Origin of the sequence: Anaeromyxobacter sp. Red801 (genome assembly GCF_049201065.2) — a bacterium.
In the GTDB taxonomy this organism is placed as follows: domain Bacteria; phylum Myxococcota; class Myxococcia; order Myxococcales; family Anaeromyxobacteraceae; genus Anaeromyxobacter.
The window spans coordinates 3,182,477-3,205,964 of sequence record NZ_CM181236.1 but is presented as its reverse complement, the minus strand read 5'-3'; the positions used below and the strand labels follow the sequence as shown (position 1 = coordinate 3,205,964).

23 protein-coding genes and 1 pseudogene are annotated in these 23,488 nt (G+C 73.7%); 13 read left to right on the top strand and 11 right to left on the bottom strand.

The annotated features are described in order from the left end of the window. Positions 1-10: 10 nt before the first annotated feature. The 5 genes from ACOQFB_RS14795 to ACOQFB_RS14775 form a co-directional block, all read right to left on the bottom strand. A complete protein-coding gene (locus tag ACOQFB_RS14795) occupies positions 11-1,405 on the bottom strand; it encodes a complex I subunit 1/NuoH family protein (RefSeq protein WP_059438534.1) in 1,395 nt (464 codons plus the stop codon). Continuing rightward, positions 1,402-2,541, bottom strand: coding sequence for an NADH-quinone oxidoreductase subunit D (locus tag ACOQFB_RS14790; RefSeq protein WP_011421626.1), 1,140 nt, complete (start codon positions 2,539-2,541; stop codon positions 1,402-1,404). The genes ACOQFB_RS14795 and ACOQFB_RS14790 overlap by 4 nt, the downstream gene beginning before the upstream one ends. Before the next feature lie 9 nt (positions 2,542-2,550). Beyond that, positions 2,551-3,141, bottom strand: a complete 591-nt coding sequence (locus ACOQFB_RS14785) for an NADH-quinone oxidoreductase subunit C (RefSeq protein WP_059438533.1) — start codon at positions 3,139-3,141, stop codon at positions 2,551-2,553. Positions 3,142-3,252: 111 nt separating this feature from the next. Next, positions 3,253-3,774, bottom strand: coding sequence for an NADH-quinone oxidoreductase subunit B (locus ACOQFB_RS14780; protein WP_011421624.1), 522 nt, complete (start codon positions 3,772-3,774; stop codon positions 3,253-3,255). An 82-nt stretch (positions 3,775-3,856) separates the two neighbouring features. Further along, complete coding sequence (locus ACOQFB_RS14775; protein ID WP_059438532.1) at positions 3,857-4,294, bottom strand: NADH-quinone oxidoreductase subunit A; 438 nt, start codon at positions 4,292-4,294, stop codon at positions 3,857-3,859. Between the two features lie 160 nt (positions 4,295-4,454). Here ACOQFB_RS14775 and ACOQFB_RS14770 point away from each other — a divergent pair, with 160 nt between their 5' ends. The 8 genes from ACOQFB_RS14770 (at position 4,455) to ACOQFB_RS14735 (ending at position 12,850) form a co-directional block, all read left to right on the top strand. Next, entirely contained in the window at positions 4,455-4,844 is a 390-nt protein-coding gene (locus ACOQFB_RS14770; RefSeq protein ID WP_011421622.1) for an NADH-quinone oxidoreductase subunit A, read from the top strand. A gap of 16 nt (positions 4,845-4,860) precedes the next feature. Beyond that, entirely contained in the window at positions 4,861-5,409 is a 549-nt protein-coding gene (locus ACOQFB_RS14765; protein WP_059438531.1) for an NADH-quinone oxidoreductase subunit B, read from the top strand. A gap of 14 nt (positions 5,410-5,423) precedes the next feature. Beyond that, the gene (locus tag ACOQFB_RS14760) at positions 5,424-5,951 is read left to right on the top strand and encodes an NADH-quinone oxidoreductase subunit C (RefSeq protein ID WP_059438530.1); all 528 of its coding nucleotides are present in this window, start codon (positions 5,424-5,426) and stop codon (positions 5,949-5,951) included. Between the two features lie 85 nt (positions 5,952-6,036). Next, a complete protein-coding gene (locus ACOQFB_RS14755) occupies positions 6,037-7,329 on the top strand; it encodes an NADH-quinone oxidoreductase subunit D (protein WP_059438529.1) in 1,293 nt (430 codons plus the stop codon). Positions 7,330-7,361: 32 nt separating this feature from the next. Further along, positions 7,362-9,113: an NADH-quinone oxidoreductase subunit G gene (locus tag ACOQFB_RS14750; RefSeq protein ID WP_421609742.1), complete on the top strand. Its 1,752-nt coding sequence runs from the start codon at positions 7,362-7,364 to the stop codon at positions 9,111-9,113. A 30-nt stretch (positions 9,114-9,143) separates the two neighbouring features. Next, complete coding sequence (locus ACOQFB_RS14745) at positions 9,144-10,508, top strand: complex I subunit 1/NuoH family protein (RefSeq protein ID WP_237758056.1); 1,365 nt, start codon at positions 9,144-9,146, stop codon at positions 10,506-10,508. A gap of 4 nt (positions 10,509-10,512) precedes the next feature. Then, complete coding sequence (locus ACOQFB_RS14740; protein ID WP_012525341.1) at positions 10,513-11,232, top strand: NuoI/complex I 23 kDa subunit family protein; 720 nt, start codon at positions 10,513-10,515, stop codon at positions 11,230-11,232. A gap of 76 nt (positions 11,233-11,308) precedes the next feature. Further along, positions 11,309-12,850 carry a hypothetical protein gene (locus ACOQFB_RS14735; protein WP_421609741.1) on the top strand — a complete coding sequence of 514 codons (1,542 nt, stop codon included), beginning with the start codon at positions 11,309-11,311 and terminating at the stop codon, positions 12,848-12,850. On the opposite strand, the gene ACOQFB_RS14730 is transcribed toward ACOQFB_RS14735, so the two are convergent. The 3 genes from ACOQFB_RS14730 to polX form a co-directional block, all read right to left on the bottom strand. After that, the gene (locus ACOQFB_RS14730) at positions 12,822-13,406 is read right to left on the bottom strand and encodes an outer membrane beta-barrel protein (protein WP_059439445.1); all 585 of its coding nucleotides are present in this window, start codon (positions 13,404-13,406) and stop codon (positions 12,822-12,824) included. The two genes, ACOQFB_RS14735 and ACOQFB_RS14730, sit on opposite strands and share 29 nt — an antisense overlap. Positions 13,407-13,594: 188 nt before the next feature. Then, on the bottom strand, positions 13,595-15,148 hold the full coding sequence (locus tag ACOQFB_RS14725; RefSeq protein ID WP_059439443.1) for an AmpG family muropeptide MFS transporter: 1,554 nt from the start codon (positions 15,146-15,148) through the stop codon (positions 13,595-13,597). Between the two features lie 61 nt (positions 15,149-15,209). Then, a complete protein-coding gene (polX, locus tag ACOQFB_RS14720) occupies positions 15,210-16,988 on the bottom strand; it encodes a DNA polymerase/3'-5' exonuclease PolX (protein ID WP_059439444.1) in 1,779 nt (592 codons plus the stop codon). Between polX and ACOQFB_RS14715 the strand changes: the two genes are divergently transcribed. From ACOQFB_RS14715 to ACOQFB_RS14705, 3 genes are read left to right on the top strand one after another with little or no spacing between them, the layout of a single operon-like run. Further along, complete coding sequence (locus ACOQFB_RS14715; protein WP_494492264.1) at positions 16,978-17,697, top strand: tetratricopeptide repeat protein; 720 nt, start codon at positions 16,978-16,980, stop codon at positions 17,695-17,697. The two genes, polX and ACOQFB_RS14715, sit on opposite strands and share 11 nt — an antisense overlap. Before the next feature lie 56 nt (positions 17,698-17,753). Beyond that, positions 17,754-18,266: a MogA/MoaB family molybdenum cofactor biosynthesis protein gene (locus ACOQFB_RS14710; RefSeq protein ID WP_421609739.1), complete on the top strand. Its 513-nt coding sequence runs from the start codon at positions 17,754-17,756 to the stop codon at positions 18,264-18,266. Positions 18,267-18,321: 55 nt separating this feature from the next. After that, positions 18,322-19,311 carry a TIGR02757 family protein gene (locus ACOQFB_RS14705; RefSeq protein ID WP_421609738.1) on the top strand — a complete coding sequence of 330 codons (990 nt, stop codon included), beginning with the start codon at positions 18,322-18,324 and terminating at the stop codon, positions 19,309-19,311. Here the strand turns inward: ACOQFB_RS14705 and ACOQFB_RS14700 are convergent. Further along, the gene (locus ACOQFB_RS14700; RefSeq protein WP_059439494.1) at positions 19,229-20,746 is read right to left on the bottom strand and encodes a glycosyltransferase family 39 protein; all 1,518 of its coding nucleotides are present in this window, start codon (positions 20,744-20,746) and stop codon (positions 19,229-19,231) included. The two genes, ACOQFB_RS14705 and ACOQFB_RS14700, sit on opposite strands and share 83 nt — an antisense overlap. Positions 20,747-20,791: 45 nt before the next feature. Continuing rightward, positions 20,792-21,675 (bottom strand): annotated as a pseudogene (locus ACOQFB_RS14695) (DNA integrity scanning protein DisA nucleotide-binding domain protein). Positions 21,676-21,881: 206 nt separating this feature from the next. On the opposite strand from ACOQFB_RS14695, the gene ACOQFB_RS14690 reads away from it, so the two are divergent. Beyond that, positions 21,882-22,244 (top strand): TraR/DksA family transcriptional regulator, encoded by a 363-nt coding sequence (locus ACOQFB_RS14690; RefSeq protein WP_011421606.1) that lies wholly within the window; start codon positions 21,882-21,884, stop codon positions 22,242-22,244. Positions 22,245-22,305: 61 nt separating this feature from the next. Here the strand turns inward: ACOQFB_RS14690 and ACOQFB_RS14685 are convergent, their stop codons facing one another. Further along, positions 22,306-23,196 (bottom strand): double zinc ribbon and FHA domain-containing protein, encoded by an 891-nt coding sequence (locus tag ACOQFB_RS14685; protein ID WP_421609737.1) that lies wholly within the window; start codon positions 23,194-23,196, stop codon positions 22,306-22,308. A gap of 102 nt (positions 23,197-23,298) precedes the next feature. Between ACOQFB_RS14685 and ACOQFB_RS14680 the strand changes: the two genes are divergently transcribed. Continuing rightward, entirely contained in the window at positions 23,299-23,487 is a 189-nt protein-coding gene (locus ACOQFB_RS14680) for a hypothetical protein (RefSeq protein ID WP_421609736.1), read from the top strand. Position 23,488 lies beyond the last annotated feature (1 nt).

The window sequence follows — 23,488 nt, the reverse complement described above, 5'->3', positions numbered from 1 at the left end:
TCCGGTCCCCTTACCAGTTGGTGAAGTCGACGCGGTCGCCGACCGCGGAGATGTTCCGCCGCGTCAGGCGGAGGAAGGAGAAGCCCGCCACGACCGCCGCGACGAGCATCAGGCCGCCCACCACCGGCGCCGTGGCCGGGACGCGCGCCACCAGGATCTGCCAGAGCAGCGTGGCGACGAAGCAGACGAAGGCGAACGGGACCAGGTACTTCCAGCAGAGGCTCATCATCTGGTCGACGCGGATGCGGGGGAGCGTCCAGCGGACCCACACCACCACGTTGAGGAGCACCAGCGTCTTCGCGACGAAGACCAGCATCGAGGCGAGCTGCAGGCCCCACCAGCCCAGGCCGGGGAGGTCGCCGGTGCCGCGCGCCGCCTCGAACACCGCGGGGCCGGCGAACGGCACCTGCCAGCCGCCGAAGAACAGCGTCACGCTGATCGCCGACATCACCCAGAGGTTGCCGAACTCGACCAGGAAGAAGAGCGCGAACCGGAAGGCGGAGTACTCGGAGAGGTAGCCGGCCACCAGCTCCGACTCGGCCTCGGGGAGGTCGAACGGGGTGCGGTTGCCCTCGGCGAGCTGCGCCACGAAGAAGATCGCGAACGCGACCAGCGCGAACGGGTTGGTGAGTGCGTGCCACTCCCACGGCCAGGCGCCCTGCGAGCGGATGATGCCCTGCATCGAGAGCGTGCCGGACATGAGCACCGGCACCATCACCGCCAGGCCGGCCGGGATCTCGTAGGAGATCACCTGCGCGGCGGACCGCATGCCGCCGAACAGCGCCCACTTGGAGTTGGAGGACCAGCCCGCCACCAGGATGCCGACCACCACCAGCGCGGTGACCGCGGTGATGTAGAAGATGCCGACGTTCAGGTCGGCGGCGATGAGGCTCTCGCCGAAGGGCAGGGCGACGAAGACCAGCGCGAAGCCCACCAGCACGAAGTAGGGGGCGGCGCGGAACAGCAGCCGGTCGGCGTCGGCGGGGATGAGGTCCTCCTTGAGGAGGAGCTTCACCGCGTCGGCGATCCACTGGAAGAAGCCGGCGGCGCCCACGCGGTTGTAGCCGATGCGGCTCTGCATGCGGGCGCTGACCCGCATCTCCCACCACACCGTCATGCCGGAGATGACCGCGCCGAACGACACGAGGATCAGCGCCAGCACCGCCATCGCCACCAGCCACAGCGCGTACTGGCCGGTCTGCGACCAGCCGGAGACGTCCACCCCGGCGGCGCGGAGCGCGGCGGCGAGCATGGCGGGCTTGGAGAGCGGGGAGAGCACCAGCACCGCGGCGAGCAGGATCGTCGGCAGGCCGAAGCCGACCGCGAGCGTCGCGAGCACGACGCCGCGGGCCGTCCGGCCCGGCCCCTTGCTCAGGTCCTGGTTCTTGATGGCGGGGGCGTTCATCGATCGATCTCCGGGGCGACGACGTCGAGCGACGAGATGAGGGCCACCAGGTCGGCGACCATCAGGCCGCGCGAGATGTCCTCGATGATGCACATGGCGGTGAACGAGCCGGTGCGGGCGCGCACCCGGTACGCCTTGTTGGTGCCGTCGGAGATCACGTAGTAGGCCAGCTCGCCGCGGGCGCTCTCCACGCGGCCGAGCGCCTCGCCCGCCTCCGGCTTGATGTTGCGGGGCACCTTCGCGGTGATCTCGCCCTCGGGCAGCGAGTCCAGCGCCTGGCGGACGATCTTCGAGGACTCGGCCATCTCCAGGCAGCGCACGTAGTACCGGTCGAACGAGTCGCCGGCGGTGCCGAAGAAGCCCTTGCCCACCGGCACGTCGAACTTGAAGTTCGGGTAGGCGCCGTAGGGGAGGTCGCGCCGCACGTCCCAGTCCACGCCGGAGCCGCGCAGGTTCGGGCCGACCAGGCCGTAGTTGATCGCCATCGGGCCCGGGATCACGGCCACGTTCGCGAGGCGCTTCACGTAGATCTCGTTGAACGAGATCAGCCGGTCGAACTCGGCCAGGAACTTGTCGAAGTGGTCGAGGAAGTGGAGGACCTTGTCCCGCCAGCCCTCCGGCAGGTCGAACGCGACGCCGCCGATGCGGTGGTAGTTGTAGGTCAGCCGCGCGCCGCAGAGCGCCTCGAGCAGGTCGTTGATGGTCTCGCGCTCGCGGATGCCGTGGAGCATCGGGGTGAACGCGCCGATGTCCATGACCATCGTGCCCACCGAGACGAGGTGGGAGGCGATGCGGCACAGCTCGCAGGAGATGGCGCGCAGCCACTGGGCCCGCTGCGGCACCTCGATCTTGAGCAGCCGCTCGACCGCGATGGCGTAGCCCTCGTTGGCGAACATCGCCGCCACGTAGTCCACGCGGTCGGTGTACGGCATGAAGCCGGGGTACCCGACCAGCTCGCCGATCTTCTCGATCGAGCGGTGCAGGTAGCCGACGTCCGGCGTGGCGCGCTTCAGCACCTCGCCGTCGGTCTCCACCAGGAAGTTGATGACGCCGTGGGTGGACGGGTGCTGCGGGCCGAAGTTGAGGATCATCTCCTCGTTCTGGCGGTCCACGCGGCGGAGGATGAGCTTTTCCATGTCGTCTCCCTACGCCTTGGGGGCGGCCGCGGCGGCGTCGGGCGCGGCGGGCGGCGCCGCCTTCGCGGCGGCCTCGGCGCGGCGCTGGTCGTCGAGCCGCTTCAGCTCGACGAGCGGGTTCTCGCGGACGTTGGAGATGCCGTGCCAGCCGCCCGCCTCCTGGTAGTCCTTGCGCAGCGGGTGGCCCACCCAGTCGTCGGGCAGCATCAGGCGGCGCAGGTCCGGGTGGCCGGTGAAGGTCACGCCGAACAGGTCGTAGACCTCGCGCTCGAACCAGTTCGCCGTCTTCCAGACGCCCTCGACGGTCGGGACCACCGGCGCGGCGCGGTCCGCCTCGACCTTCAGCACGATGGAGTGGCGGTGGCGGTACGAGAGCAGGTGGTAGACGACCTCGATCACGTTCCGCTTCGGCCAGTCGACCGCGGTCAGGTCCTCGAGGAAGTCGAGCTCGAGCCCCGGCTCGGCGGCGAGGAAGCGGGAGACCTCGACGATCCGCTCCGCCTTCACCACGCAGAACGCGTCGATCTTCGGCTCGGACAGCGGGCCGACGTCGTCTCCGAACCGCGCCTTCAGCCGCTCGTGGATTTCATGAGTCGTCATTCGTCCCTCTTCTACGGTACAGGGCGAAGCGGTACGCCCCATCCGAGCGTTCCGCCCCGCCCCGTCCTGAAACAGCCGGTCAGCGAGATGCGAGTGGCAGGCGGGAACGCCCTAGGCACCCTCCGCCTGCGCCGCCGGGCGGCGCTTGGTGGACCAGGGCTCGCTCCGGACGATCTCCTGCAGCCGGAGGAGGCCTTCGGTGAGCGCCTCGGGGCGCGGCGGGCAGCCCGGGACGTAGACGTCCACCGGGATGACCTTGTCGACGCCCTTGCAGACCGAGTAGCCGAGCTGGAACAGGCCGCCGCAGTTCGAGCAGGAGCCCATGGAGATGACGTACTTGGGCTCGGGCATCTGGTCGTAGAGCAGGCGGGCGCGCTCGGCCATCTTGTAGGTGAGCGTGCCGGCCACGATCATGAAGTCGGCCTGGCGCGGGGAGGCGCGGGGGATCGCGCCGAAGCGCATCAGGTCGGCGCGCGGGCCGCCGGTCTGCATCAGCTCGATGCCGCAGCAGGCGAGGCCGAACGTCAGGTAGTAGAGCGAGCTCGCGCGCGCGAGGTTGATGAGGTTGTCCAGCTGGCTCGTGTGGAGCAGCGTGACCTCGCCGCCGATCCCCGGGTCCATGCGTGCCGCCATGTGCGAACCGCCTCCTGCCTTGCGCGTCCTGCGTTTGACCGCGATCAGTCGATGAACCGCCGGTACAGCCCGAGTTGTTCCGTCAGGCGGCTCGGCGCGGCTCGGCCCGGGCAGGCGCCTCCTCGCTCGGCGTGCCCAGCGTCTTGATCCACTCGAGGTCGCCGTGCGCCCAGGCCCAGGCCAGGCCGACCACCAGGATGCCGGTGAAGACCAGGAGCTCGAAGAAGGCCACCCAGGCCATGCCCGGCCCCCCGGCCACCCAGCCCTTGAAGACCGCCACGACCGGGAAGGTCAGGGCGATGTCCACCTCGAAGACGAGGAACACCAGGGCGACCAGGTAGAAGCGCGGGTTGAAGTTGAACCACGCCACCCCGACGGGGCGTTCGCCGCACTCATAGATGGATGCCTTCTCGGGGTTGGGCCACTTCGGACCCAGTGCGCGAGATGCCGCGATTCCACCGAGCGCGAACCCGACGGCGACCACCGCGAAGACGAGTACGGTACCGAAATCGAAGCCCATGGCTGGCGACCCTTTGTGGACCTATCCTGTCGGCAAATCTAGGGAAACAGGCGGGCGGAGTCTACAGAAGGGGAACCTGATGTCAAGGGGTGGAAACCCGTTGACAAAGGCCATTGGGGCGGGCACTTAACGGGCTCCCCACCCCGACCAGTACCCACCTATGCTGACACCCCTGCAGATCTACTTCCCGATCGGCGTAGTCCTGCTGGTGGCGGTCGTTCTCGCCTTCACGATGCTCGGTCTGGCCAACGTGCTCGGACCGCGCAGACCCAGCCTGGTGAAGCAGACCCCGTTCGAGTGCGGGTCGGAGCCGATCGGCTCCGCGCGCGAGCGGTTCGGCGTGAAGTTCTACGTCGTGGCGCTGCTCTTCATCGTGTTCGACATCGAGGCGATCTTCCTCTACCCGTGGGCCGTGCTGCTGCTGCCCGACGGCCAGGGCTACCCCGGCCTCGGCTGGCCCGGGTTCATCTCGATGGGGATCTTCGTCTTCACCCTGGTCGCGGGCCTCGTCTACGTCTGGAAGAAGGGCGTCCTCGACTGGGCGGATTAGAGAGGAGCGACCGCACATGGCATCGGAGCTCGACGGGCTGCCCGTCATCGCCACGCGCCGGGAGGAGGCGGAGGGGTTCCTCCAGGGCCTCGTCTCGAAGAGCCTCGGCTGGGCGCGAAAGTACTCGCTGTTCACCTATCCGTTCGTCACCGCCTGCTGTGGCATGGAGTACATGACCATGGCCTCGGCGCGGTACGACTCGGACCGCTTCGGCGCGGCCATGCCGCGGTTCTCGCCGCGCCAGGCCGACCTGCTGATGGTCGTGGGCACCGTGAACTGCAAGCAGGCGCCCATCCTCCGGCGCGTCTACGAGCAGATGGCCGATCCGAAGTGGGTGATGGCGTTCGGCGTCTGCGCCAGCTCCGGCGGCTTCTACGACAACTACGCGACGGTGCAGGGCATCGACCGCATCATCCCGGTGGACGTCTACGTGCCGGGCTGCCCGCCGCGGCCGGAGCAGGTGCTCGACGGCATCATGCTGCTCCAGAAGAAGATCCAGAACCAGTCGCACAAGCTCATCGACCGCAAGCCGCTCCCGGTGATCGCGGGCGGCGCCGGCCGGTAGGCGCGAGGACCCTCATGTCCAAGGCCGTGATCGCCGCGCTCGTCGAGCGCTTCCCGGATGCCGTCCACGCCCCGTACGAGGGTGTCGGCGGCGACGACTGCGCGTTCGTGGAGCGGAGCCGGATCGTCGACGTGTGCCGGTTCCTGAAGGAGGACCCGGCGCTCGCCTTCAACATGGCGCCGTACATCACGGCGGTGGACTACCTCGGCGCCACGCCGCGCTTCGAGGTCGTCTACAACCTGCTCTCGACCGTGCACAACAAGCGCGTGCGCCTGCGCGTGAAGGTCCCCGAGGGGCCCGAGGGCGTGGTGCCGTCGGTCACGTCGCTGTGGCGCGGCGCCGACTGGTTCGAGCGCTACTGCTGGGACATGTACGGGATCCCGTTCTCCGGGCACCCGGACATGCGCCGGCTGCTGATGTACGACGAGTTCGAGGGGCACCCGCTCCGCAAGGACTACCCGCTGCGCGGTCGGCAGCCGCTGGTCGCCGAGCGCGAGGTGCACGACATCTTCCGCGGGCCCGGGCCCGCGTCGCGCGACTAGCCGTTTCTTTCCACGCCGCCGGGCCGCGCGCTCGCGCGGTGGCGGCGGGCGCCCCTCCGGAAGGACCGGGCGCGCGGAGGACGAGATGAGCGAGGCGAAGGGAGTCGGAGGCATCGATCCGCGGGCGACGCCGGGCAGCGCCGGCGCCGGCGAGCGGCCGCCCGTGGGGACGCTGGCCCCGGCGGGCGAGGGCGAGCTCTACGCGCCCATGCCGTCGAAGCACATGGTCATCAACCTCGGCCCGTCGCACCCGGCCATGCACGGGGTGACCCGCGCCGTGGTGGAGCTGAACGGCGAGATCATCGAGGAGATGAAGCTGGACATCGGCTTCCTCCACCGCGGCTTCGAGAAGAGCTGCGAGAACGTGACCTGGGGCCAGGTGTTCCCGTACACCGACCGGCTCAACTACGTCAGCTCGATCATGAACAACGTGGGGTTCGCGCTGGCGGTCGAGAAGCTCGCCAAGCTCGACGTCCCCGAGCGCGCCAAGTACCTGCGCGTCATCACCAGCGAGATCCACCGCATCTGCGACCACCTCACGCTGGTGGGCGCGATGGCGATGGAGCTCGGCGCGATGACCGTGTTCCTCTACGGCATCGAGGCCCGCGACCTGCTCTGGGACCGCCTCGCCGAGCTGTGCGGCGCGCGGCTCACCTCGAACTACGCGCGCATCGGCGGCGTGGCGCGCGACATGCCCGAGGGCTGGCAGGAGAAGACGCTGAAGGTGATGGACCGCGTGGTCGCGATCCGCGAGGAGATCGGCCAGCTCCTCAACCGCAACCGCATCTTCATCGACCGCTGCCGCAACACGGGCAAGGTGTCGCGCGAGGACGCGCTCGAGCTGGGCTTCACCGGCCCGTGCCTGCGCGCCTCCGGCGAGCCCTACGACGTGCGCAAGGCGGCGCCGTACCTGGTCTACGACCGGCTCGACTTCGACATCCCGGTGGGCTCGAACGGCGACAACTTCGACCGCTACCTGATGCGCATGGAGGAGATGCGGCAGTCGGACAAGATCGTCCGCCAGTGCTTCGAGCAGATGGCGCCCGGCGAGATCATCGTCCAGGACTTCCGCTACGCGCTGCCGCCCAAGCCGCTCGTGTACGGCACCATCGAGGGCGTGATGGCGCACTTCAAGCTGGTGATGGAGGGGATCAAGATCCCCGCCGGCGAGGTGTACAGCTACACCGAGGCCGCGAACGGCGAGCTGGGCTTCTACGTCGTCTCCGACGGCGGGGGCCGCCCCTACAAGCTCGGCCTGCGCGCGCCGGGCTGGCCCATGCTGGCCGCCCTGCCGGTGATGACCAAGGGTTCGCTGCTGTCCGACCTCATCCCCACCTTCGACAGCATCAACATGATCGGCGGCGAGGTGGAGCAGTAGCCTCGCCCGGGAACCGGAACCAGGAGCCTCGCATGGCCGAAGAGAAGAAGCCCGACGCCGCGCCGCCCAAGCCGCCCGGCCCCCCGGCCCCGCCGCCGCCGAAGAACCCCGGCTTCGTGACCGCGATCGTGGACGGCAAGGAAGTCGTGGTGAAGCCCGGCACGACCGTCATCGAGGCGGCCAAGGCGGTCGGGATCGACATCCCGTACTACTGCTACCACAAGCGCCTCAGCATCGCGGCCAACTGCCGGATGTGCCTGGTGGAGATGTCGAACGCGCCCGGCGGCAAGCTCATGCCGGCCTGCCAGATGCCGGTGGCCGAGGGCGTGACGGTGAAGACCGACACGCCGCGCGTGAAGGACCAGCAGCGCGCCACGCTCGAGTTCCTGCTGCTCAACCACCCGGTCGACTGCTCCATCTGCGACCAGGCCGGCGAGTGCAAGCTGCAGGACTACTACATGGCCTACGACCGGCAGCCCTCGCGGCTGGACGTGCCGAAGGTCATGAAGGGCAAGCGCGTCGAGCTCGGGCCCACCGTGACGCTGGACCAGGAGCGCTGCATCCTCTGCACGCGCTGCGTCCGCTTCATGCGCGAGGTGGCCGAGAACCCGCAGCTCGGCGTCGCCCAGCGCGGCAACGAGAGCTTCATCACCACGTTCCCCGGCCAGCCGCTCGACGACAAGTACGCCGGCAACGTGGTGGACATCTGCCCGGTGGGCGCGCTCACCTCGACCGACTTCCGCTTCCGCGGCCGCGTCTGGTTCATGAGCTCGGCCCGCTCGATCTGCACCGGCTGCGCCCGCGGCTGCAACACGTTCCTCGACTACCTGAACGACGTCACCTACCGCTACCGCCCGCGCGAGAACGACGCCGTGAACGAGGAGTGGATGTGCGACGACGGTCGCACCTCCTACAAGTACCTGAACGCCGGCCGCGTGCTGGTGGCGCGCGAGGGCCGGGGCGCGAACGCGCAGCCGCTCCCGCGCAAGGTCGCGCCGCGGCGCGCCGCCGAGGTGCTGCTGCCGCACGTCGCGGCGGGCTCGCTCGCGGTGCTGCTCTCGCCGGTGGCGTCGCTCGAGGACCTCCTGGTGGCCTGCAAGGTCGCGAAGGAGGGGCTCAAGGTCGCCGAGGTCTACGCCGGCGGCCGCGCCGACGGCTGGCAGGACGACTTCCTGAAGCGCGCCGACGAGAACCCCAACCGCAAGGGGCTGGAGCTCGCCGCGGCGGCGTACGGCCTCGCCGTCCGGCCGTTCGCGGACCTGGTCGCCGCCGCCGGCGCCGGCAAGGTGAAGGCGCTCTGGGCGGTCGGCACCGAGGTGCCGGACGCGAAGGCCGCCGAGAAGCTCGGCGCGCTCGAGGTCGTGGCGCAGTCGTACGGCGACACGGCGCTCGCGCAGCACGCCACCGTGCTCCTGCCCGCCTCGCCGCACTCGGAGATGGACGGCACGTTCGTCAACTTCGAGGGGCGGGCGCAGCGCTTCGAGATGGCGTACTTCCCGAAGGGCGAGTCGCGGCCGCACTGGGCGCTCGCCGCCGAGCTCGGGGCCGCGCTGGGCCTCCCGCTCGCGTTCGCGAGCGGCCGCGAGGTGTTCGCGGCGCTCGGGCCGCAGCTCGGGGCCGCGCTGGGCGACTTCGCCTGGGACTCGCTGGCGTCCACCGGCAAGCGGCTCGGGATCGTGCCGCTCGCCGCCGGGACCGTGGACGGCCGCCTGTCGGGCAACCGCGACCGCGTGCCGTCCGAGACCACCGAGGATTACCGCCGCGCGATGTCGCGCACGTCGTAGGAGGGAGAGCCGGTGAACCGATTCTTCGGAATGCTCCTCGTCATCGCGGCGACGCTGGCCGGCCTGGTCCTGCTGTCGGCCGGGTTCTACCTGGCGGCCGGGTGGCTGGGCTGGGGCTTCAACGCCCTGGCCGGCTGGATCAGCGGGTCGCCGGGCGTGTCCCGCCCGGCCGTGTACTACGGCGCCTCGGTGGCGAACGTCCTCACGCTGCTGCTCGTGGTCCTGATGATCAGCGCGTCGCTGCTCACGGTGGCCGAGCGCAAGTGGTCGGCGCTCATCCAGAACCGCATCGGCGCGAACCGCATCAAGGTGTTCGGCTCGGCGCTGGGCGGCATCCCGTTCCTCGCCGCCGACGCGCTCAAGATGCTCACCAAGGAGCGCATCGAGACCACCGGGCGCACCCGGGTGCTCTACGAGCTCGCGCCCATGCTGGCCTTCGCGCCGGTGTTCGCGCTGTTCGCGATCATCCCGGTGGGGCAGGGGATCGAGCTGAACCAGATCCCGGGCCTGGCGGGCGCCGCCGCCGCGGGCGCGGTCGAGCAGATCGCGCTGCAGGTCTCGCGCACCGACACCGGCCTGCTGTACCTGTTCGCGATCGCCTCGCTCCAGGTGTACGGCACCGCGCTGGCCGGGTGGGCGTCCAACAACAAGCTGGCCCTGCTCGGCGGCGTCCGCGCCTCCTCGCAGATGATCAGCTACGAGGTCTCGCTGGGCCTGTCGCTGGTCGGCACGATGATCGCCTACCGGACGCTCCGCCTGGAGGAGATGGTGGTGGCGCAGGGGAACCCGGTGCTCGGCCCGGTGCCGGCGCTCGGCCTGCTGCTGCAGCCCATCGGCTTCCTCATCTTCTTCGCCAGCGCCTTCGCCGAGACCAAGCGCGCGCCGTTCGACCTCCCCGAGGGCGAGAGCGAGATCGTCGGCTACTTCGTCGAGTACTCCGGCATGAAGTTCGGCCTGCTGTTCCTGGCCGAGTTCGCCGAGATCGTGGTGCTCGCGGGCGTGATCACCGCCGTGTTCCTGGGCGGCTGGCACCCCATCCTGTTCGAGGGCTGGCTGCGCCAGAACCTGACGCCGTTCTGGTTCGCGGCCGTCGGCGCCGGGGCGTTCATCGCGAAGATGATCGTCATGATGTGGCTGCAGCTCACCATCCGCTGGCTGCTGCCGCGCTTCCGCTTCGACCAGATCCAGAAGCTGTGCTGGAAGCTGCTGCTCCCGGCCGCCCTCGTGAACGTCTTCGTGACCGGCGCCGCCCTGCTGCTCGACCCGAGCGGCCAGCTGCTGGCCTGGATCGGCGTCCTCACCATCGTCGTCATCGCCGTCCTCACCGCCGCGGTCGGCCGCGCGCCCGCCCCCGCGGCGGGGCACGGCGCCGCCCACGCCGCCGCCGGACACTGACGCCATGCCCTACCAGCTCGAGAACCGCCCGCCGGACCTGCGCGAGTCGATGTACTTCCCGGAGATCATCCGGGGCATCGGCACGATCACGAAGCACTTCCTGAAGAACCTGTTCTTCTCGCGCGACGCGAACCCGGACATCCTCGCCCGCAAGCGCGGGGGCTTCGGGCACTCGGACAACGTCACGCTGCAGTACCCCGAGGAGCGGGCGCCCTACGCGCCGGCCTACCGCGGGCTGCACCGGCTGGTGCCGCGCGAGGACGGAAAGCCCCGCTGCGTCGCCTGCTACATGTGCGCGACCATCTGCCCGGCGCAGTGCATCTACATCGAGGCCGCCGAGTACCCGGACGACCCGGTCGAGAAGTACCCCGCGAAGTTCGTGATCGACGAGCTGCGCTGCATCGTCTGCGGCTTCTGCGTGGAGGCGTGCCCGAAGGACGCCATCCGCATGGACTCCGGCGAGCACACGCCGCCGTCGTACGAGCGCTCGGCGCAGATCTGGGACGAGAAGCGGCTGCTCCGCGGTCCCCCGGTGTCGTACCAGTACGACCCCTGGCTGCGCCGCGGCTCGCCCTCCATCCCGCCCGACAAGCTCGAGGAGATGCGCGCGCGCGCGAAGCCGTTCCCGACGGTCGCGACCGACGAGGCCAGCCAGACGCCGGGCTTCTCGGTGCGGGCGCTCGCGGCCGAGGCCAGGGACCGGGCCCAGGCGGCCCGGAAGTAGGCCCGGCCCGGGCGTGCCGAGGCCCCGCCCGCCGGCTCCGGCGGCGGGGCCTTCGTGCGTCCGGGAGGGAGGCGCCGTGACGCGGGCGATCACCAGGGCGCGGGCCGCGCTCGCCACCCTCGCGGCGCTCGCCGCCGCGGCGGCGCTGCTCGACCTGGGGGGCCTGCACCGGCTGGAGGACGGCGACTCGATCGTCCCGGTGCTGGTCTCGCTGCAGCGCTGGACGCCGTTCTACTGGGACCAGGAGCGGTACGGGATGCTCGTCCCGCTGCTCGCCCTCCCGGTCCGCGATCCGCTCTGGAACCTGCTGCTGCAGCGCGCGCTGCTGGGCCTGGCCGGCCTCGCGGCGGTGGTGCTGCTCGCCCGCCACGCGCTCGGGGCGCGCTGGCGGCTCGCCGGCGCGCTCGCGGCCGCGGCGCTCCTCGCCGCCGCGCCGGCGCCGTGGCTGTTCGAGTACCTCTGGAGCCAGCCCTACGGGCTCTCGCTGGCGCTGGCGCTCGCCGGCCTCGCCGCCGCCGAGCCGCGCCCCGACCCGGACCGCCTCGCGCCGGCGCTGCCCGGGAAGGGCCGGATCGCCGCCGGGCTCGCGCTGTGCCTGGCCGCGCACTGGGTGAACGCGGCGGTGGGCCTGGTGCTCCTCCCGCTGGCGGCCGCCCGCGCCGCGGTGGAGCTCGCGCAGGGCGCGAGCCGGCCCGCGCTCCGGCTGCGCCTCGGCACCGAGGTGGCGCTGCTCGCCGCCGGGCTCGGGGCGGGCCAGGTCGTGATCCGGCTCTACCCGGTCCTCACCGGCAACCCGCTCCGGCTGCCGCTCGGCACGCTGCCGGCGCACGAGTGGCCGCGGGCCTGGGCGGCGCTGCTGGGGCGCGCCTGGGAGGCGTCGGGGCGGTGGCCGGCGGCGCTCGGCGCGTGCGCCGCGGCGGGCGTCCTGGCGCAGCTCGCCTGGCCCGCGGCGCGGCCGCACGCGCGGGCGGCCGTGCTCCGCGCGGCCGCGCTCTGCCTCGCGGCGCTCGCCTACGCGCTGGCCGCCGGCGTGCTGCGCTGGGTCGAGGTGAACGCGTTCCACTGGCGCTACCTCGCGCCCGCGGCGGTGCTGGTCCACCTCGCGGCGGTGTCGCTGCTGGCGGATCCGGTGGCGCGCGCGCTGCGGGAGGGGCCGCTCGCCCGCGCGGTCGCGCTGGCGCTGGTCCCGGCGGCGGCGCTGGCCGTGGCCGGCCCGCCCTCGCTCGCGCGCGTGCGCGCCGACCTGGACGCGGCGGCGGGGCGCTGGACGGCCGACGTGCTCGCGGCGCGCTGCCGCCTGATCACCGGCGACTACTGGTCGGTGTGGCCGGCCGTGTGGCACGTCGCCTGGACCGCGCACGCGCGCGGCCTCGACGCGCCCGTCCACGGGCTCGCGCACCGCGCCAACCCGACGGTGTCGGACTGGGCCGGGACGCCGCGCGAGGCGCTGCGGATCTGCAGGGTGCGGGGGAAGGAGGCCGAGGCGGAGCGCGCGCTGCGCGACTTCCGCCTCTGGCCGGTGCGGGTGCTGGAGCGGCGCGGGACGGTGGACGTCCTCGCGCCCGCGCCGCCCTCGAGCCCCGCGGGTGCTACAGGCCGAACGTCGCGCCCACCATGAAGGTGAACGTGTCGTCGTCGTAGTCGCCGAAGTACGGGTGCAGCGCGATCTCGCCGACCAGGCGGACCTTCGGGGCGATGTTGAAGTACGCGCCGGCGCCGATGCGCATCGCCAGGCCGGTGGCCGAGTCGTCCACCGTGCGGCGGAGGCCGGTGAACGGATCCGGCACGTCCACCTCGAGCGACGCGTGGTACAGGCCGAGGCCCAGGTCGCCGTAGACGCCGACCTGCGGGGCGAGGGCCACCGCGAGGCGGGCCGCCGGCATGATCGTGAACACGTCGTTGGTCACGTCGTAGCCGTAGCCGAGGTCGTCGGAGAGGTGCGACCAGCCGACCGAGCCGACGCCGACCAGCGTCACGTTCGGCGAGATGCGCTGGAGGTCCAGCTCGCCGTCGAGGCGGAGGGCGAGGCCGTCGAGGTCGCCCGAGTCGAAGCCGATGAGGCCGCCGAGCCGCATGGACGGCTGCGACGAGTACCGGGACTGCGCGGAGGCGACGCCCGGCAGCGCGAGCAGCGCGGCGAGGGCGAGGGTTGCGAGGCGGGGAGCCGAGCTCATCATGTTCTCCTGATCGTGAAAGGTCCCTACGAACGAGGCGGCATCCTAAGCGAAAGGGCGCGCGCGCGGCGAGCCCTTCGCGAGCCCACGCGCGCGCCCGGCCGGGGGCGATGGGCGTGCGCCGACGCGGCGGTGCGGCGAGGTGCGCGGCGCGCACGGGGAGCGCCCACCCGGCGGCGCGGCGGGCGCTACGCGGTCCGGATCCCGCGCCGCGCGGCCACGTACGCGGCGACCGCGAAGCCGATCACGACGCCCGCCACCGGCGGTCCGACCACGTCCACCCAGTCCACCGCGCGCACCGGGTGGAACATCCGGACCAGCGCGGCGCCGAGGTCGAGGCCGGCCTGCCCGCCGCGCATCGCCTTCAGCGCGGCGAGCAGCGCGGACGCCAGGTACGCGAGCGCCGTCCCGGCCAGCGCGCCGGCGAGCCCGCGCGCCGCCAGGCCGCCCAGCGTGGCGGGCGTGCCGTGCGCGGCCGGCGGGGCCTCCTCGTCCAGCGCGGCCGGGATCTCGCGCGAGCGCCAGGGCACGAAGCGCTGCAGCATGAGCATGCCGGGGATGGCGCAGGGGACGGTGAGCAGGAAGAAGTCGCGCCAGCCGATGGCGTCCACCAGCGCGCCGGCGGGCGGCCCGGCGAAGGTGCGGCCGAGCGCGAAGATGCTCGAGAACAGCGCGTACTGCGTGGCGCTGAAGCGGCGCTGGGTGAGCCGGAGCAGGAGCACGCCGAACGCGCCGGTGCCCATGCCGCTGGTGGCCGCCTCGAAGGCCACCGCCGCGTACATCACCGGCCGGTTCACGCCCGCGTCCACGATGGCGACGTAGCCCAGGTTCGAGACCGCCTGGAGCAGGCCGAAGATCCACAGGGCCCGGCCGACGCCCCACGACGTGCACAGGATGCCGCCCAGGAACGTGCCGCCGATGGTGGCGACGATGCCGATGGTCCCCTGCGCGATGCCGATGTCCACCGGGTCGAAGCCGAGCTGGCCCAGGAACGGCGACACGAGCGCGGTGACGAGGTTGTCGGCGAACTTGTAGAGGAACAGGAACGCGGCGATCTCGAGCGCGCGGGAGTGGCGGAAGAACCCGACGAACGGCTCCCAGATGGCCTGCCGCAGCGTGCGCGGCGGCGCCGGCGGGACGTCGGGCTCCGGCGCCTTCACGGTGGCCGCCGCGAACGGCAGGAAGCTCGCCGCGATGGCGGCGAAGGTGGGGGCCCAGCCCAGCTTCGGGCCGAACGTGTTCACCACCCGGCCCACGAACATGCCGGCGCGCGCCAGCGCGTTGCGGGCGCCCACCGCCACGCCGCGCTCCTCCGGCCGCAGCACCTCGACGGTGTACGCGTCGTAGGCGATGTCCTGGGTGGCGGACGCGAACGAGACCACCAGCGTGAGCAGCGCGACCAGCGGCACGGTGGGGTGGCCCGAGCTCGCCGCGAACGCGGCCAGCGACGCGACCAGCATGGCCTGGCCGACGAGGATCCAGGCGCGCTTGCGCCCCCAGGCCGGCGCGAACCGGTCGATGAGCGGCGACCAGACGAACTTGAACGCGTACGGGATCTGCGCCGCGCTCACCAGCCCGATGGTCTTGATGTCGATCCCCTCCTGCTGCATCCAGTACGGGACCGTGTAGAGGACGATGCCGAGCGGCAGGCCGGAAGGGAACGCGAGCAGCGCCACCACCCCCGTGCGCCAGCTGGTGAACGCCTTGCGGAGGGCCTCGCGGGTGGTGGGCTGGGTGGGCACGCAGCCGGGAAAGGTAGGCGAGATGGGCGCCCGCGTCGAGCGCCCGGCGAGGCGGCCGGACCTACCGCACCGGACGGACCGCCCGCGCGAACGCGTCCGCGGGGAGCGCGTTCAGCACCTCGCCGCGGCGCGCCCAGCCGCGGCGCGCGGTGGTCACCGCGAAGCGGAGGTACCCGAGGGCCGCGACCGAGTGGGCGTCCACCGACAGGACCAGCGGGATGCCGCGCGCGCGCGCCGCCCGGATCCAGCGGGGCTCGAGGTCGAGGCGGCGGGGATCGCCGTTCACCTCCACCGCGCCCGGCGCGCCGGCGAGCGCGTCGAGCACCTCCTCCACGCGGCAGGCGTACGGCTCGCGCTCGCCCAGCAGCCGCCCCAGCCCGTGCCCCCAGATCTTGAACACCGGGAGCGCCATGGCCCGGGCGAGGCGGCGCGTCATCTGGTCCTCGTCCATGCGCATCCGCGAGTGGACGCTCGCGACCACCACGTCGAGCCGCTCCAGCACGTCGTCGGGCCAGTCGAGCGCGCCGTCCTCGAGGATGTCCGCCTCGGTGCCCTTCAGCAGCCGGACCGACACCCGCTCCTGCACCCGGTCGATCTCGTCCCACTGCCGCCGGAGCCGGTCGCGGTCGAGCCCGCCGGCGTAGCCGGCGGAGCCGGAGTGGTCGGTGATGGTGAGGTACGCCATCCCGAGCGCCTCGGCGGCGCGGGCCATCTCCTCCACGCTCGCCCGGCCGTCCGACCAGGTGGTGTGGCAGTGCACCATCCCGCGCACGTCGCGCGCCTCGACCAGGTCGGCCGGGAGCGTCCCGTCCTGCGCGGCCTCGATCTCGCCCTGGTCCTCGCGCAGCTCGGGGGGCACGTAGGCGAGGCCGAGCGCGGCGTAGAGCGCGGCCTCGCTCGCGAGCGGGACCTTGGCGGCGGGGTCGGGCGCGGCCTCCGGCGCCGGGGCGGCGGCCCCGCGCTCGCGCGGCGGCAGGCGGAAGAGCCCCCACTCGCTGAGCGTGAAGCCGCGGTCGCGGGCGATGCCGCGCAGCCGGACGTGGTGGGCCTTCGAGCCGGTGAGGTGGTGGAGCAGGGTGGGGAAGTCCTCCGGCGGCACCACCCGGAGGTCCACCTGCAGCCCGGAGCCGAGCCGGACGCTGGTCTTGGTGTCGCCGCTCCCCAGCACCGCCGCGACCAGCGGGTGGCCCGTGAGCGCCGCGGCGAGCGCGGCCGGGTCGCGGGACGCGGCGACGAGGTCCACGTCGCCCACCGTCTCGCGCCCGCGGCGCGCCGACCCGGCCAGCTCCACCGCCTCGGCCCCCGGCACCGCGCGCAGGTGCGCGAGCAGCGGCTCGGCGGCGGCGAGCGCCTCGGCGAGCAGCACGCGCCGGTCGGCCTCGCGCGCGTGCAGGCGGGCGATGCCCTCCAGGATCCGCTGCTCGGTCTTCTCGCCGAAGCCCTTCACGCCGCGGACGCGCCCCTCCCGGCAGGCGGCCTCGAGCTCCGCGACGCTGCCCACCCCGAGCGCCGCGTGCAGGGCGGCGATCTTCTTCGGGCCGAGGTCCGGCACGCGCAGCAGCTCGAGGACGCCGGGCGGGTGGCGCGCGCGCAGCCGCGCCAGCAGGTCGGTCGAGCCGGTCGCGTGCAGGTCGGCGATCTTCTTCGCGAGCGCCTCGCCGATCCCGGGCAGCTCGGTGAGCCGCCCCTCGGCGACGACCCGCGCCAGGTCCTCGGAGAGCCCCTCGAGCGCCCGCGCGCCGGTGTCGTACGCGCGGATCTTGAACGGGTTCTCGCCCTCGAGCTCCAGCAGCGCGCCGATCTCCCGGAGCGCCTGCGCCACGGCGAACTTGTCCGGCATCGAGCGCTTATATACCGTCGCGGCGCGCATGGAGCCGCACCCCGACACCTCCCTCCCGGGCCCGGCCGGCCGGCGCGGGGACCGCCTCGCGCGGCGCCGCGGGGCGTGCGCGCTCGCCGCGGCCGCCGCGCTGGCGCTCGGCGCGGGCTGCACGCGCGCGGCGCGCGCGCGGTTCGAGGGGACGCGCCCGGCGTCGCTGCTGGTGGAGGTCCTGCCGCGCTCGACCGAGGTGCTGCTCGACGATCGCCCGCTCGGGCGCGGCGCGCGCACCGTGCCGGTGGACCGCGACGACGCCGGCGGGCACGTGCTCCGCTTCCGCGCGCCGGGGTACGTCGAGGAGGTGCGCGAGGTGCCGGGCGGCCTCGCCGGCGTGCGGGTCGGGGCGGCGCTGCGGCCCGAGGGCTGGCCGTACGGGCCGCTCGACCTGGACGAGCCGCGCGGGCTGACCGCCGCCGCCGAGGTCCTGCTCGATGGGGGCGAGGCCGCCGACGCGGCGGACTACGCGGCCCGGGCGGCGGCGCTCGACCCGTCGCTGCCCGAGGCGCACCGCGCGCTCGGGAGCGCCCGCGCGGCGCTGGGCGACCGGCGCGGGGCGGCCGCGGCCTGGGGCGAGTACCTCCGGCTGCGGCCGGACGCCCCCGACGCCGCGGAGGTGGCGGAGCGGCTGGACGCGCTGGACGGCGGAGACGGGGCGCCCGGCGGGAACTAGGTCACGGATCCGGGCGCCGCACCTCGTGGATCGAGGCCGCGCGGACGGGGGACGACATGGGACACCAGGAGCACAGGCACGAGGCGCCGAAGCGGGTGCGGGTCTTCGTGATCACCGCCTCCGACACGCGCGGCGAGGCCGAGGACGAGAGCGGCGCGTTCCTCAAGCACGCGGTGTTCGCCGCCGGTCACGACGTGGCCGGCTCGCGGATCGTCAAGGACGAGCCGGCCCAGCTCCGCGCCGCCCTGGACGAGGCCGCGGCGGCGGGCGCGGAGGCGATCGTGGTGAACGGCGGGACCGGCATCGCCGGCCGCGACCGCACCTACGAGGCGGTGGCCGGCGTCCTGGAGAAGCGGCTGGACGGCTTCGGCGAGCTGTTCCGCATGCTCTCCTTCCAGGAGATCGGCAGCGCGGCGATGCTGTCCCGCGCGGTGGCCGGCACCTGGGGCGGGCGGGTGATCTTCTCGGTGCCCGGCTCGCGGGCCGCGGTGCGGCTCGCCTGGGAGAAGCTGATCGGGCCGGAGCTCGGCCATGTCATCCGCGAGCTCCGCAAGGACGCGGGGCGCTGACCGCCGGCCGCCCGGGGTTGCGCGCGCCGCCCCCGCGCGGCACAAGAGGGGCGCCATGCCCCGCCGCGCCGCCGCCTTCCCCGCCGCCCGCGCCGAGGCGCTGCGCCCGCTGCTCGAGCGGCTCCATCGCTCGCTCGACCGCGCCGCGCGCATCGCCGCCGACCCGGTGGAGTTCCCGCGCGCGTTCCGCGACCCGGCCGACGCCGAGGTGGCGGGGCTGGTGGCGGTGAGCCTCGCCTACGGGCGCGCCGACCTGTTCAAGCCGGTGGTGGCGCGCGTGCTCGCCGCCATGGGCCCCTCGCCGGCGCGGTTCTGCGAGGCGTTCGCGGCCGCTCCCGACCCGGCCGCGTTCGCGGACGTCGTCTACCGGTTCAACCGGCCGCCGGACCTCGCCGCGCTGGCGGCCGCGATCGGCGCCCTGCGCCGCCGCCACGGCGGCATCGGGCGCCGGCTCGGCGCGCTCTTCCGCGAGGCGGGGGGCGGCCCGGCCGCGCTCCGGCCGGCGCTGGCCCGGCTCGCGGCGGAGCTGCGCGACGCCCCGGAGGCCCGGGCGCTGCTGCGCGGGCGCGGGCCGCGCGGGCTCCGCCACCTGCTCCCCGACCCGGCCGGCCCGGGCGCGTCGAAGCGCTGGAACCTCTACCTGCGCTGGATGGTGCGCGGCCCCGACGCGGTGGACCTGGGGCTGTGGCGCGAGGTCCCGGCCGCGGCGCTGGTGGTCCCGCTCGACACCCACGTGCACCGGGTGGCGCGCGCGCTCGGGCTCACCGCGCGCCGCGACGCGAGCTGGCGGACCGCCGAGGAGATCACCGCCGCGCTCCGCCGCGTGGACCCCGCCGATCCGGTCCGCTTCGACTTCGCGCTCTGCCACCTCGGCATGAGCGGGCTGTGCCCGGCGCGCCGCGATCCGGCGCGGTGCGAGGCCTGCACGCTCGGCGCGGCCTGCCTGGCGCGGGCGCGCGGGATCAGCGGGACGAGGGGAGCCCGGCCCAGCGGCAGCGCCAGAGCTGGAACGTCGTCACCTCGTCGCCGCCGCGCCGCACGGTGAGCGGCGGCAGCGCCTCGAGCGGCGCGCACGCCTCGGCGCGGCGCAGGCAGGTGCGCTTCTCGCGCCGGTCGAGCACCACGACGCCGGAGCGGCCGCGGAGCGCCTCGGGGTCGAACCAGTAGCGGTACTGGAGCCCGTGCTCGCCGGTGATCTCGGAGGACCAGGTGCGCGGCCGGCCGGGCAGGTAGTACTCCAGCTCGGCGGAGACCTTGTAGTTGCAGCCGGCCACGAACGCGTCGGGCCCGAGCGCCGCGCGCTCCGCCTCCACCCGCGCGGCCAGCTCGCGCCAGCCGGAGGAGCCCTCGTCGCGCGCCGGGAACGGCAGCGCGGGCCAGAGCGGCACCAGGTGCACGTACACCGACGCGACCGCCGCGAGCGCCACGCCCGCCACGCCCGCCTTCCAGCGCCAGCCGCGCCGCTCCACCGCCAGGGCCGCCGCGGCGGCGAGCGCGGTGGGGTAGGCCGCGGCCAGCCAGTTGCCCTTCACCCAGTGGAACGGGGAGATCACCGCCGCGAGCACGAGCAGCGGCGCCGAGAAGATCGCGCAGATCCGGTAGGCCGCCTCGCGGCGGCGGCGCACCGCGGCCACCACCGCCTCGACCAGGAGCACGAGCACGATGGGCGTGACCAGGCCCGCCTGCAGCGCGAGGAAGCGCCCCACCAGCACCGGCCGGAAGCCGGAGCGCTCGACGCGCTCGGCGGTCTGGAACGCGAAGCTCGCCATCCGGTGCTGGAGGTTCCAGGCGATCACCGGCGAGAACAGCGCCAGCGCCAGCGCCGCGCCCAGCCAGGGCCAGGGCGTGCGCAGCATGCGCCGGCCGCGCGCGTCGAGCGCGAGCACCAGCAGGATCTGCGGCAGCAGCAGGAACCCGGTGTACTTGCCCAGCACCGCCCAGCCCACCGCCGCGCCGGCCGCGAGCAGCCAGCGCGGCCGCTCCTCGTCGAGCGCGCGCACCGTGAAGTACAGCGCCATCGCCCAGCCGGAGAGCAGCGGGGCGTCGGGCGTGACGATCACCTGGCCCATGCCGAACAGCGGGACGCTGAGCGCGGCGGCGAGCGCCACCAGCGCCGGGCGGGAGCCGAACAAGCGCCGGACCGTGAGCCACAGGAACGCCGCGAAGACGGCCGAGTGCAGCGCGGCGGCCAGCCGGATGGCGCGCTCGCCCTCGCCGGCGAGCGCGGTGGTGAGCGCGATGGTCCAGGCGGCGAGGGGCGGGTGGTCGAAGTACGAGAGCGCGAGCCGCCGGCTCCAGGTCCAGTAGTAGGCCTCCTGCGGCGAGAGCGCGATCAGCCCGCCGTAGGCGACGTGCAGGGCGGTGACGGCCGCGCCGAGCGCGAGCGCCAGCCGGTCGAGGCGCGGGTCGCGGGCGGGCGAGGCGGGCGGAGGGGAGGGGACGGCGCGCGGCGACGGAGCGGGCTCGGCGGGGCTCGGCACGCGGCGGAGGGTACCGCGAAGCGGGGCGCGCGCGAAGCGAGCCGATCAGACGCGCCGCAGCTTCTGCCGCAGCTCCAGGGCGATCTCGCCCTCCCGGAACACCCGCACCGTCCCGGTGGTCTGGGACACGGTGATGGCGACGGCGTTGGACTCGGCGGTGATCGACGCCGCGGCGCTGTGGCGCGCCCCCAGACCCATGGGCAGCTTCACGTCGCGCGACATGGAGAGCAGGTACCGCCCGGCCGCCAGCACCACCCCGTCCTCGCGGATGATGAAGGCGCCGTCGAGCGCCGAGAACGTCTTGATCGCCTCGCGGATGGCGGGTCGAGCGCGTTCCGCTCCGCCTCGCTGATCCCCTGGAACGGGTTCAGGATGAGCTGGCGGCTCTTCTCCATCACCGCGGTCGAGTCGCCGACGACCACGATGGTGCCCACCGGGTGGCCCTCGTAGCCCTCCGCGCCGATCTCCATGGCGGTGTGGATGAGGCTCTCCACCACCTGCGACGAGAACTCCGGCGGCAGGCCCAGCGTGTCCACCCGGATCTTCTCCTCCGGGTCCTCCGAGCCGATCACCAGCTTCACCAGCGTGTCCATGACCCGGTCGTCGCCGGGGCCGCACAGCGCCAGCACGGTGTCGCCGTCCTTGAGCAGCCCGGCCGACTGCGCCGCCACCACCGCCACCTTGATCTTCTCGATGCGGGTGTAGTCGTAGGGCGGGATCATCACCGCCGTCGCCTTCTTGGCCTTGAGCTGGTTGGCGATGCCCTCGCTCGAGACCGCGTAGACCAGCTTGCGCTTGGTCGGACGGCCGCGCACCTCGGTCGGCAGGGGCGGGTGGTCGGACACGAACAGGAGCCGGTCCACGTCCGAGCGCGACATCAGCGCGAGCGCGCTGCGGAGGAAGTCGCGATCCAGCTTGCCGTCGGGCATGCGCGGAGGATCCGCCGCGGCGGCGCCCGAGTCAAAAAGGTTCGCCTGCCCCGCGCGCCGCCGCCCTCCTCCGCCGGACGCGGGAGGCGCCGCGCCGGCGGCCCGCCCCGCGGGCGCCCCCTCACCTTGACACCGGCACCCCTGCCGTTTAGGTTCTCGGCCTTCATTTTCCGGCCCCAGGTCTCGGGGCGGAGCGGGGTGCACGCTTGAACAAGAAGGATCTCAAGAGGTTCAAGACGATGCTGGAGGAGTCCAAGCGCCAGCTCCTCGTGCAGGCGAAGAAGACCCTGACCGAGGAATCGTCGTTCGACACGGACGACCTCCCGGACGAGATCGACCTGGCCTCGAGCGAGTACACGCAGTCGATGATCTTCCGGCTGCGGGACCGCGAGAAGTTCCTGCTCGCCAAGATCGACAAGGCGCTGGCGCGCATCGAGAACGGCACGTTCGGCATCTGCGAGAAGTGCGAGGAGGAGATCTCCGCCAAGCGCCTCGAGGCGCGGCCGGTGACCACCCTCTGCATCCGCTGCAAGGAGGAGCAGGAGCAGAAGGAGAAGTCCTTCGGCTAGCTGCGTCCCCGAGCCTCGGGTCTCGCGCGCGGCCGGGCGGAGACGCCCGGCCGTCGTGTTCTCAGGCCTCGACGCGCAGGAGCTGGGCGCCGAGCAGGAGCTGGTCGCCCGGCGCGACCTCGGTCGGCGCCGAGATGCGCACGAACGTCCCGTTGGAGCTGCCCAGGTCCACCAGCGTGACCGCGTCGCCGCGCACGTCGATGCGCGCGTGGCGCGCCGAGACGTAGCGGTCGGACGGGAAGCTGATCCGCCCGGCCTCGCGGCCGATGGCGTTCTCGCCCTCGAGCAGCGGGACGACCTCGCCCTGGCCGCCGCCCTCCAGGAGCTGCGACAGGCGGAAGCGGCAGCCCGGATCCGGCGCGCCCCAGCTCCGCACCCCGTGCACCGCGGGGGGCGGGCGCGGGAGCGGCTCGAGCCGGAGGAGCTGCCGGCCGACGCGGATCTCCTCGCCGACGGCCAGCCGGTGCGGGCGGCGGATGCGGACGAAGGTGCCGTTCGCGCTGCCCAGATCCTCGACCCGCAGCGCGGCGCCCTGCACGCGGAAGCAGGCGTGGCGCGGGGAGACGGTCGGGTCGTCCGGGATCCGGATCTCGCCCTCGGTGCGCCCGCACACCGCCTCCGGCGCGGGCACGCCGTACTCGGCGCCGGGCAGGCCGTCGGTGCGGACCGCGGCGAGCCGGAAGGACGGCGGCGGCGGGCCGGCGATGCCGGAGGCGGTGGGCGCGGCGTGCGGGTCGCCGGGCCGGGGCGCGGCGGCGGTCCCGCAGCGCGGGCAGAACCGGTCCGCGGGGTCGAGCCCGGCGCCGCAGCCGCCGCAGCGCCGGCCGCGCGCCGCGGGCGGCTCGGGCGCCGCCGGGCCGGGCGCGCGCAGCGGCAGCCCGCACTGCTGGCAGAACGCGGCCGCCGTCCCGTTCTCCCGTCCGCACCGCGCGCACGCCGCCTCCCTCGCCATGCGGCGCATTCCGCCACGCCCTTCGCCATGGGTCAACGCAGGTACCGGGAACGCGGGACGCGCGGACGTGCGGCGCGGTGCGCGCCGGGCTACCATCGGGCGGTGCCCACCCGCCGCCGCGGTCCGTTCTGGTTCTTCGTGCTCGCGATGGCGGTCGCGGTCGCCGGCGGCCTCGTCATCGTGGTCCTGGCGCGCCGGGGCGCGGCGGAGCGCCAGCTCCGGTACCGGGTGCCGCCTGCGCCTGCGCCTGCGCCCGCGCCCGCGCCCGCGCCCGGTCCCCCGGCGCGCTGAG

Excerpts from the sequence above, each read along its gene's own strand:
- ACOQFB_RS14790 (WP_011421626.1), bottom strand. The coding sequence starts at position 2,541 with ATGGAAAAGCTCATCCTCCGCCGCGTGGACCGCCAGAACGAGGAGATG.
- ACOQFB_RS14710 (WP_421609739.1), top strand. The coding sequence starts at position 17,754 with ATGGGACACCAGGAGCACAGGCACGAGGCGCCGAAGCGGGTGCGGGTC.
- ACOQFB_RS14760 (WP_059438530.1), top strand. The coding sequence starts at position 5,424 with ATGTCCAAGGCCGTGATCGCCGCGCTCGTCGAGCGCTTCCCGGATGCC.
- ACOQFB_RS14765 (WP_059438531.1), top strand. The coding sequence starts at position 4,861 with ATGGCATCGGAGCTCGACGGGCTGCCCGTCATCGCCACGCGCCGGGAG.
- ACOQFB_RS14785 (WP_059438533.1), bottom strand. The coding sequence starts at position 3,141 with ATGACGACTCATGAAATCCACGAGCGGCTGAAGGCGCGGTTCGGAGAC.
- ACOQFB_RS14750 (WP_421609742.1), top strand. The coding sequence starts at position 7,362 with ATGGCCGAAGAGAAGAAGCCCGACGCCGCGCCGCCCAAGCCGCCCGGC.
- ACOQFB_RS14730 (WP_059439445.1), bottom strand. The coding sequence starts at position 13,406 with ATGAGCTCGGCTCCCCGCCTCGCAACCCTCGCCCTCGCCGCGCTGCTC.
- ACOQFB_RS14740 (WP_012525341.1), top strand. The coding sequence starts at position 10,513 with ATGCCCTACCAGCTCGAGAACCGCCCGCCGGACCTGCGCGAGTCGATG.
- ACOQFB_RS14770 (WP_011421622.1), top strand. The coding sequence starts at position 4,455 with ATGCTGACACCCCTGCAGATCTACTTCCCGATCGGCGTAGTCCTGCTG.
- ACOQFB_RS14780 (WP_011421624.1), bottom strand. The coding sequence starts at position 3,774 with ATGGCGGCACGCATGGACCCGGGGATCGGCGGCGAGGTCACGCTGCTC.
- ACOQFB_RS14795 (WP_059438534.1), bottom strand. The coding sequence starts at position 1,405 with ATGAACGCCCCCGCCATCAAGAACCAGGACCTGAGCAAGGGGCCGGGC.
- ACOQFB_RS14745 (WP_237758056.1), top strand. The coding sequence starts at position 9,144 with ATGCTCCTCGTCATCGCGGCGACGCTGGCCGGCCTGGTCCTGCTGTCG.
- ACOQFB_RS14705 (WP_421609738.1), top strand. The coding sequence starts at position 18,322 with ATGCCCCGCCGCGCCGCCGCCTTCCCCGCCGCCCGCGCCGAGGCGCTG.
- ACOQFB_RS14755 (WP_059438529.1), top strand. The coding sequence starts at position 6,037 with ATGAGCGAGGCGAAGGGAGTCGGAGGCATCGATCCGCGGGCGACGCCG.
- polX (WP_059439444.1), bottom strand. The coding sequence starts at position 16,988 with ATGCCGGACAAGTTCGCCGTGGCGCAGGCGCTCCGGGAGATCGGCGCG.
- ACOQFB_RS14775 (WP_059438532.1), bottom strand. The coding sequence starts at position 4,294 with ATGGGCTTCGATTTCGGTACCGTACTCGTCTTCGCGGTGGTCGCCGTC.
- ACOQFB_RS14685 (WP_421609737.1), bottom strand. The coding sequence starts at position 23,196 with ATGGCGAGGGAGGCGGCGTGCGCGCGGTGCGGACGGGAGAACGGGACG.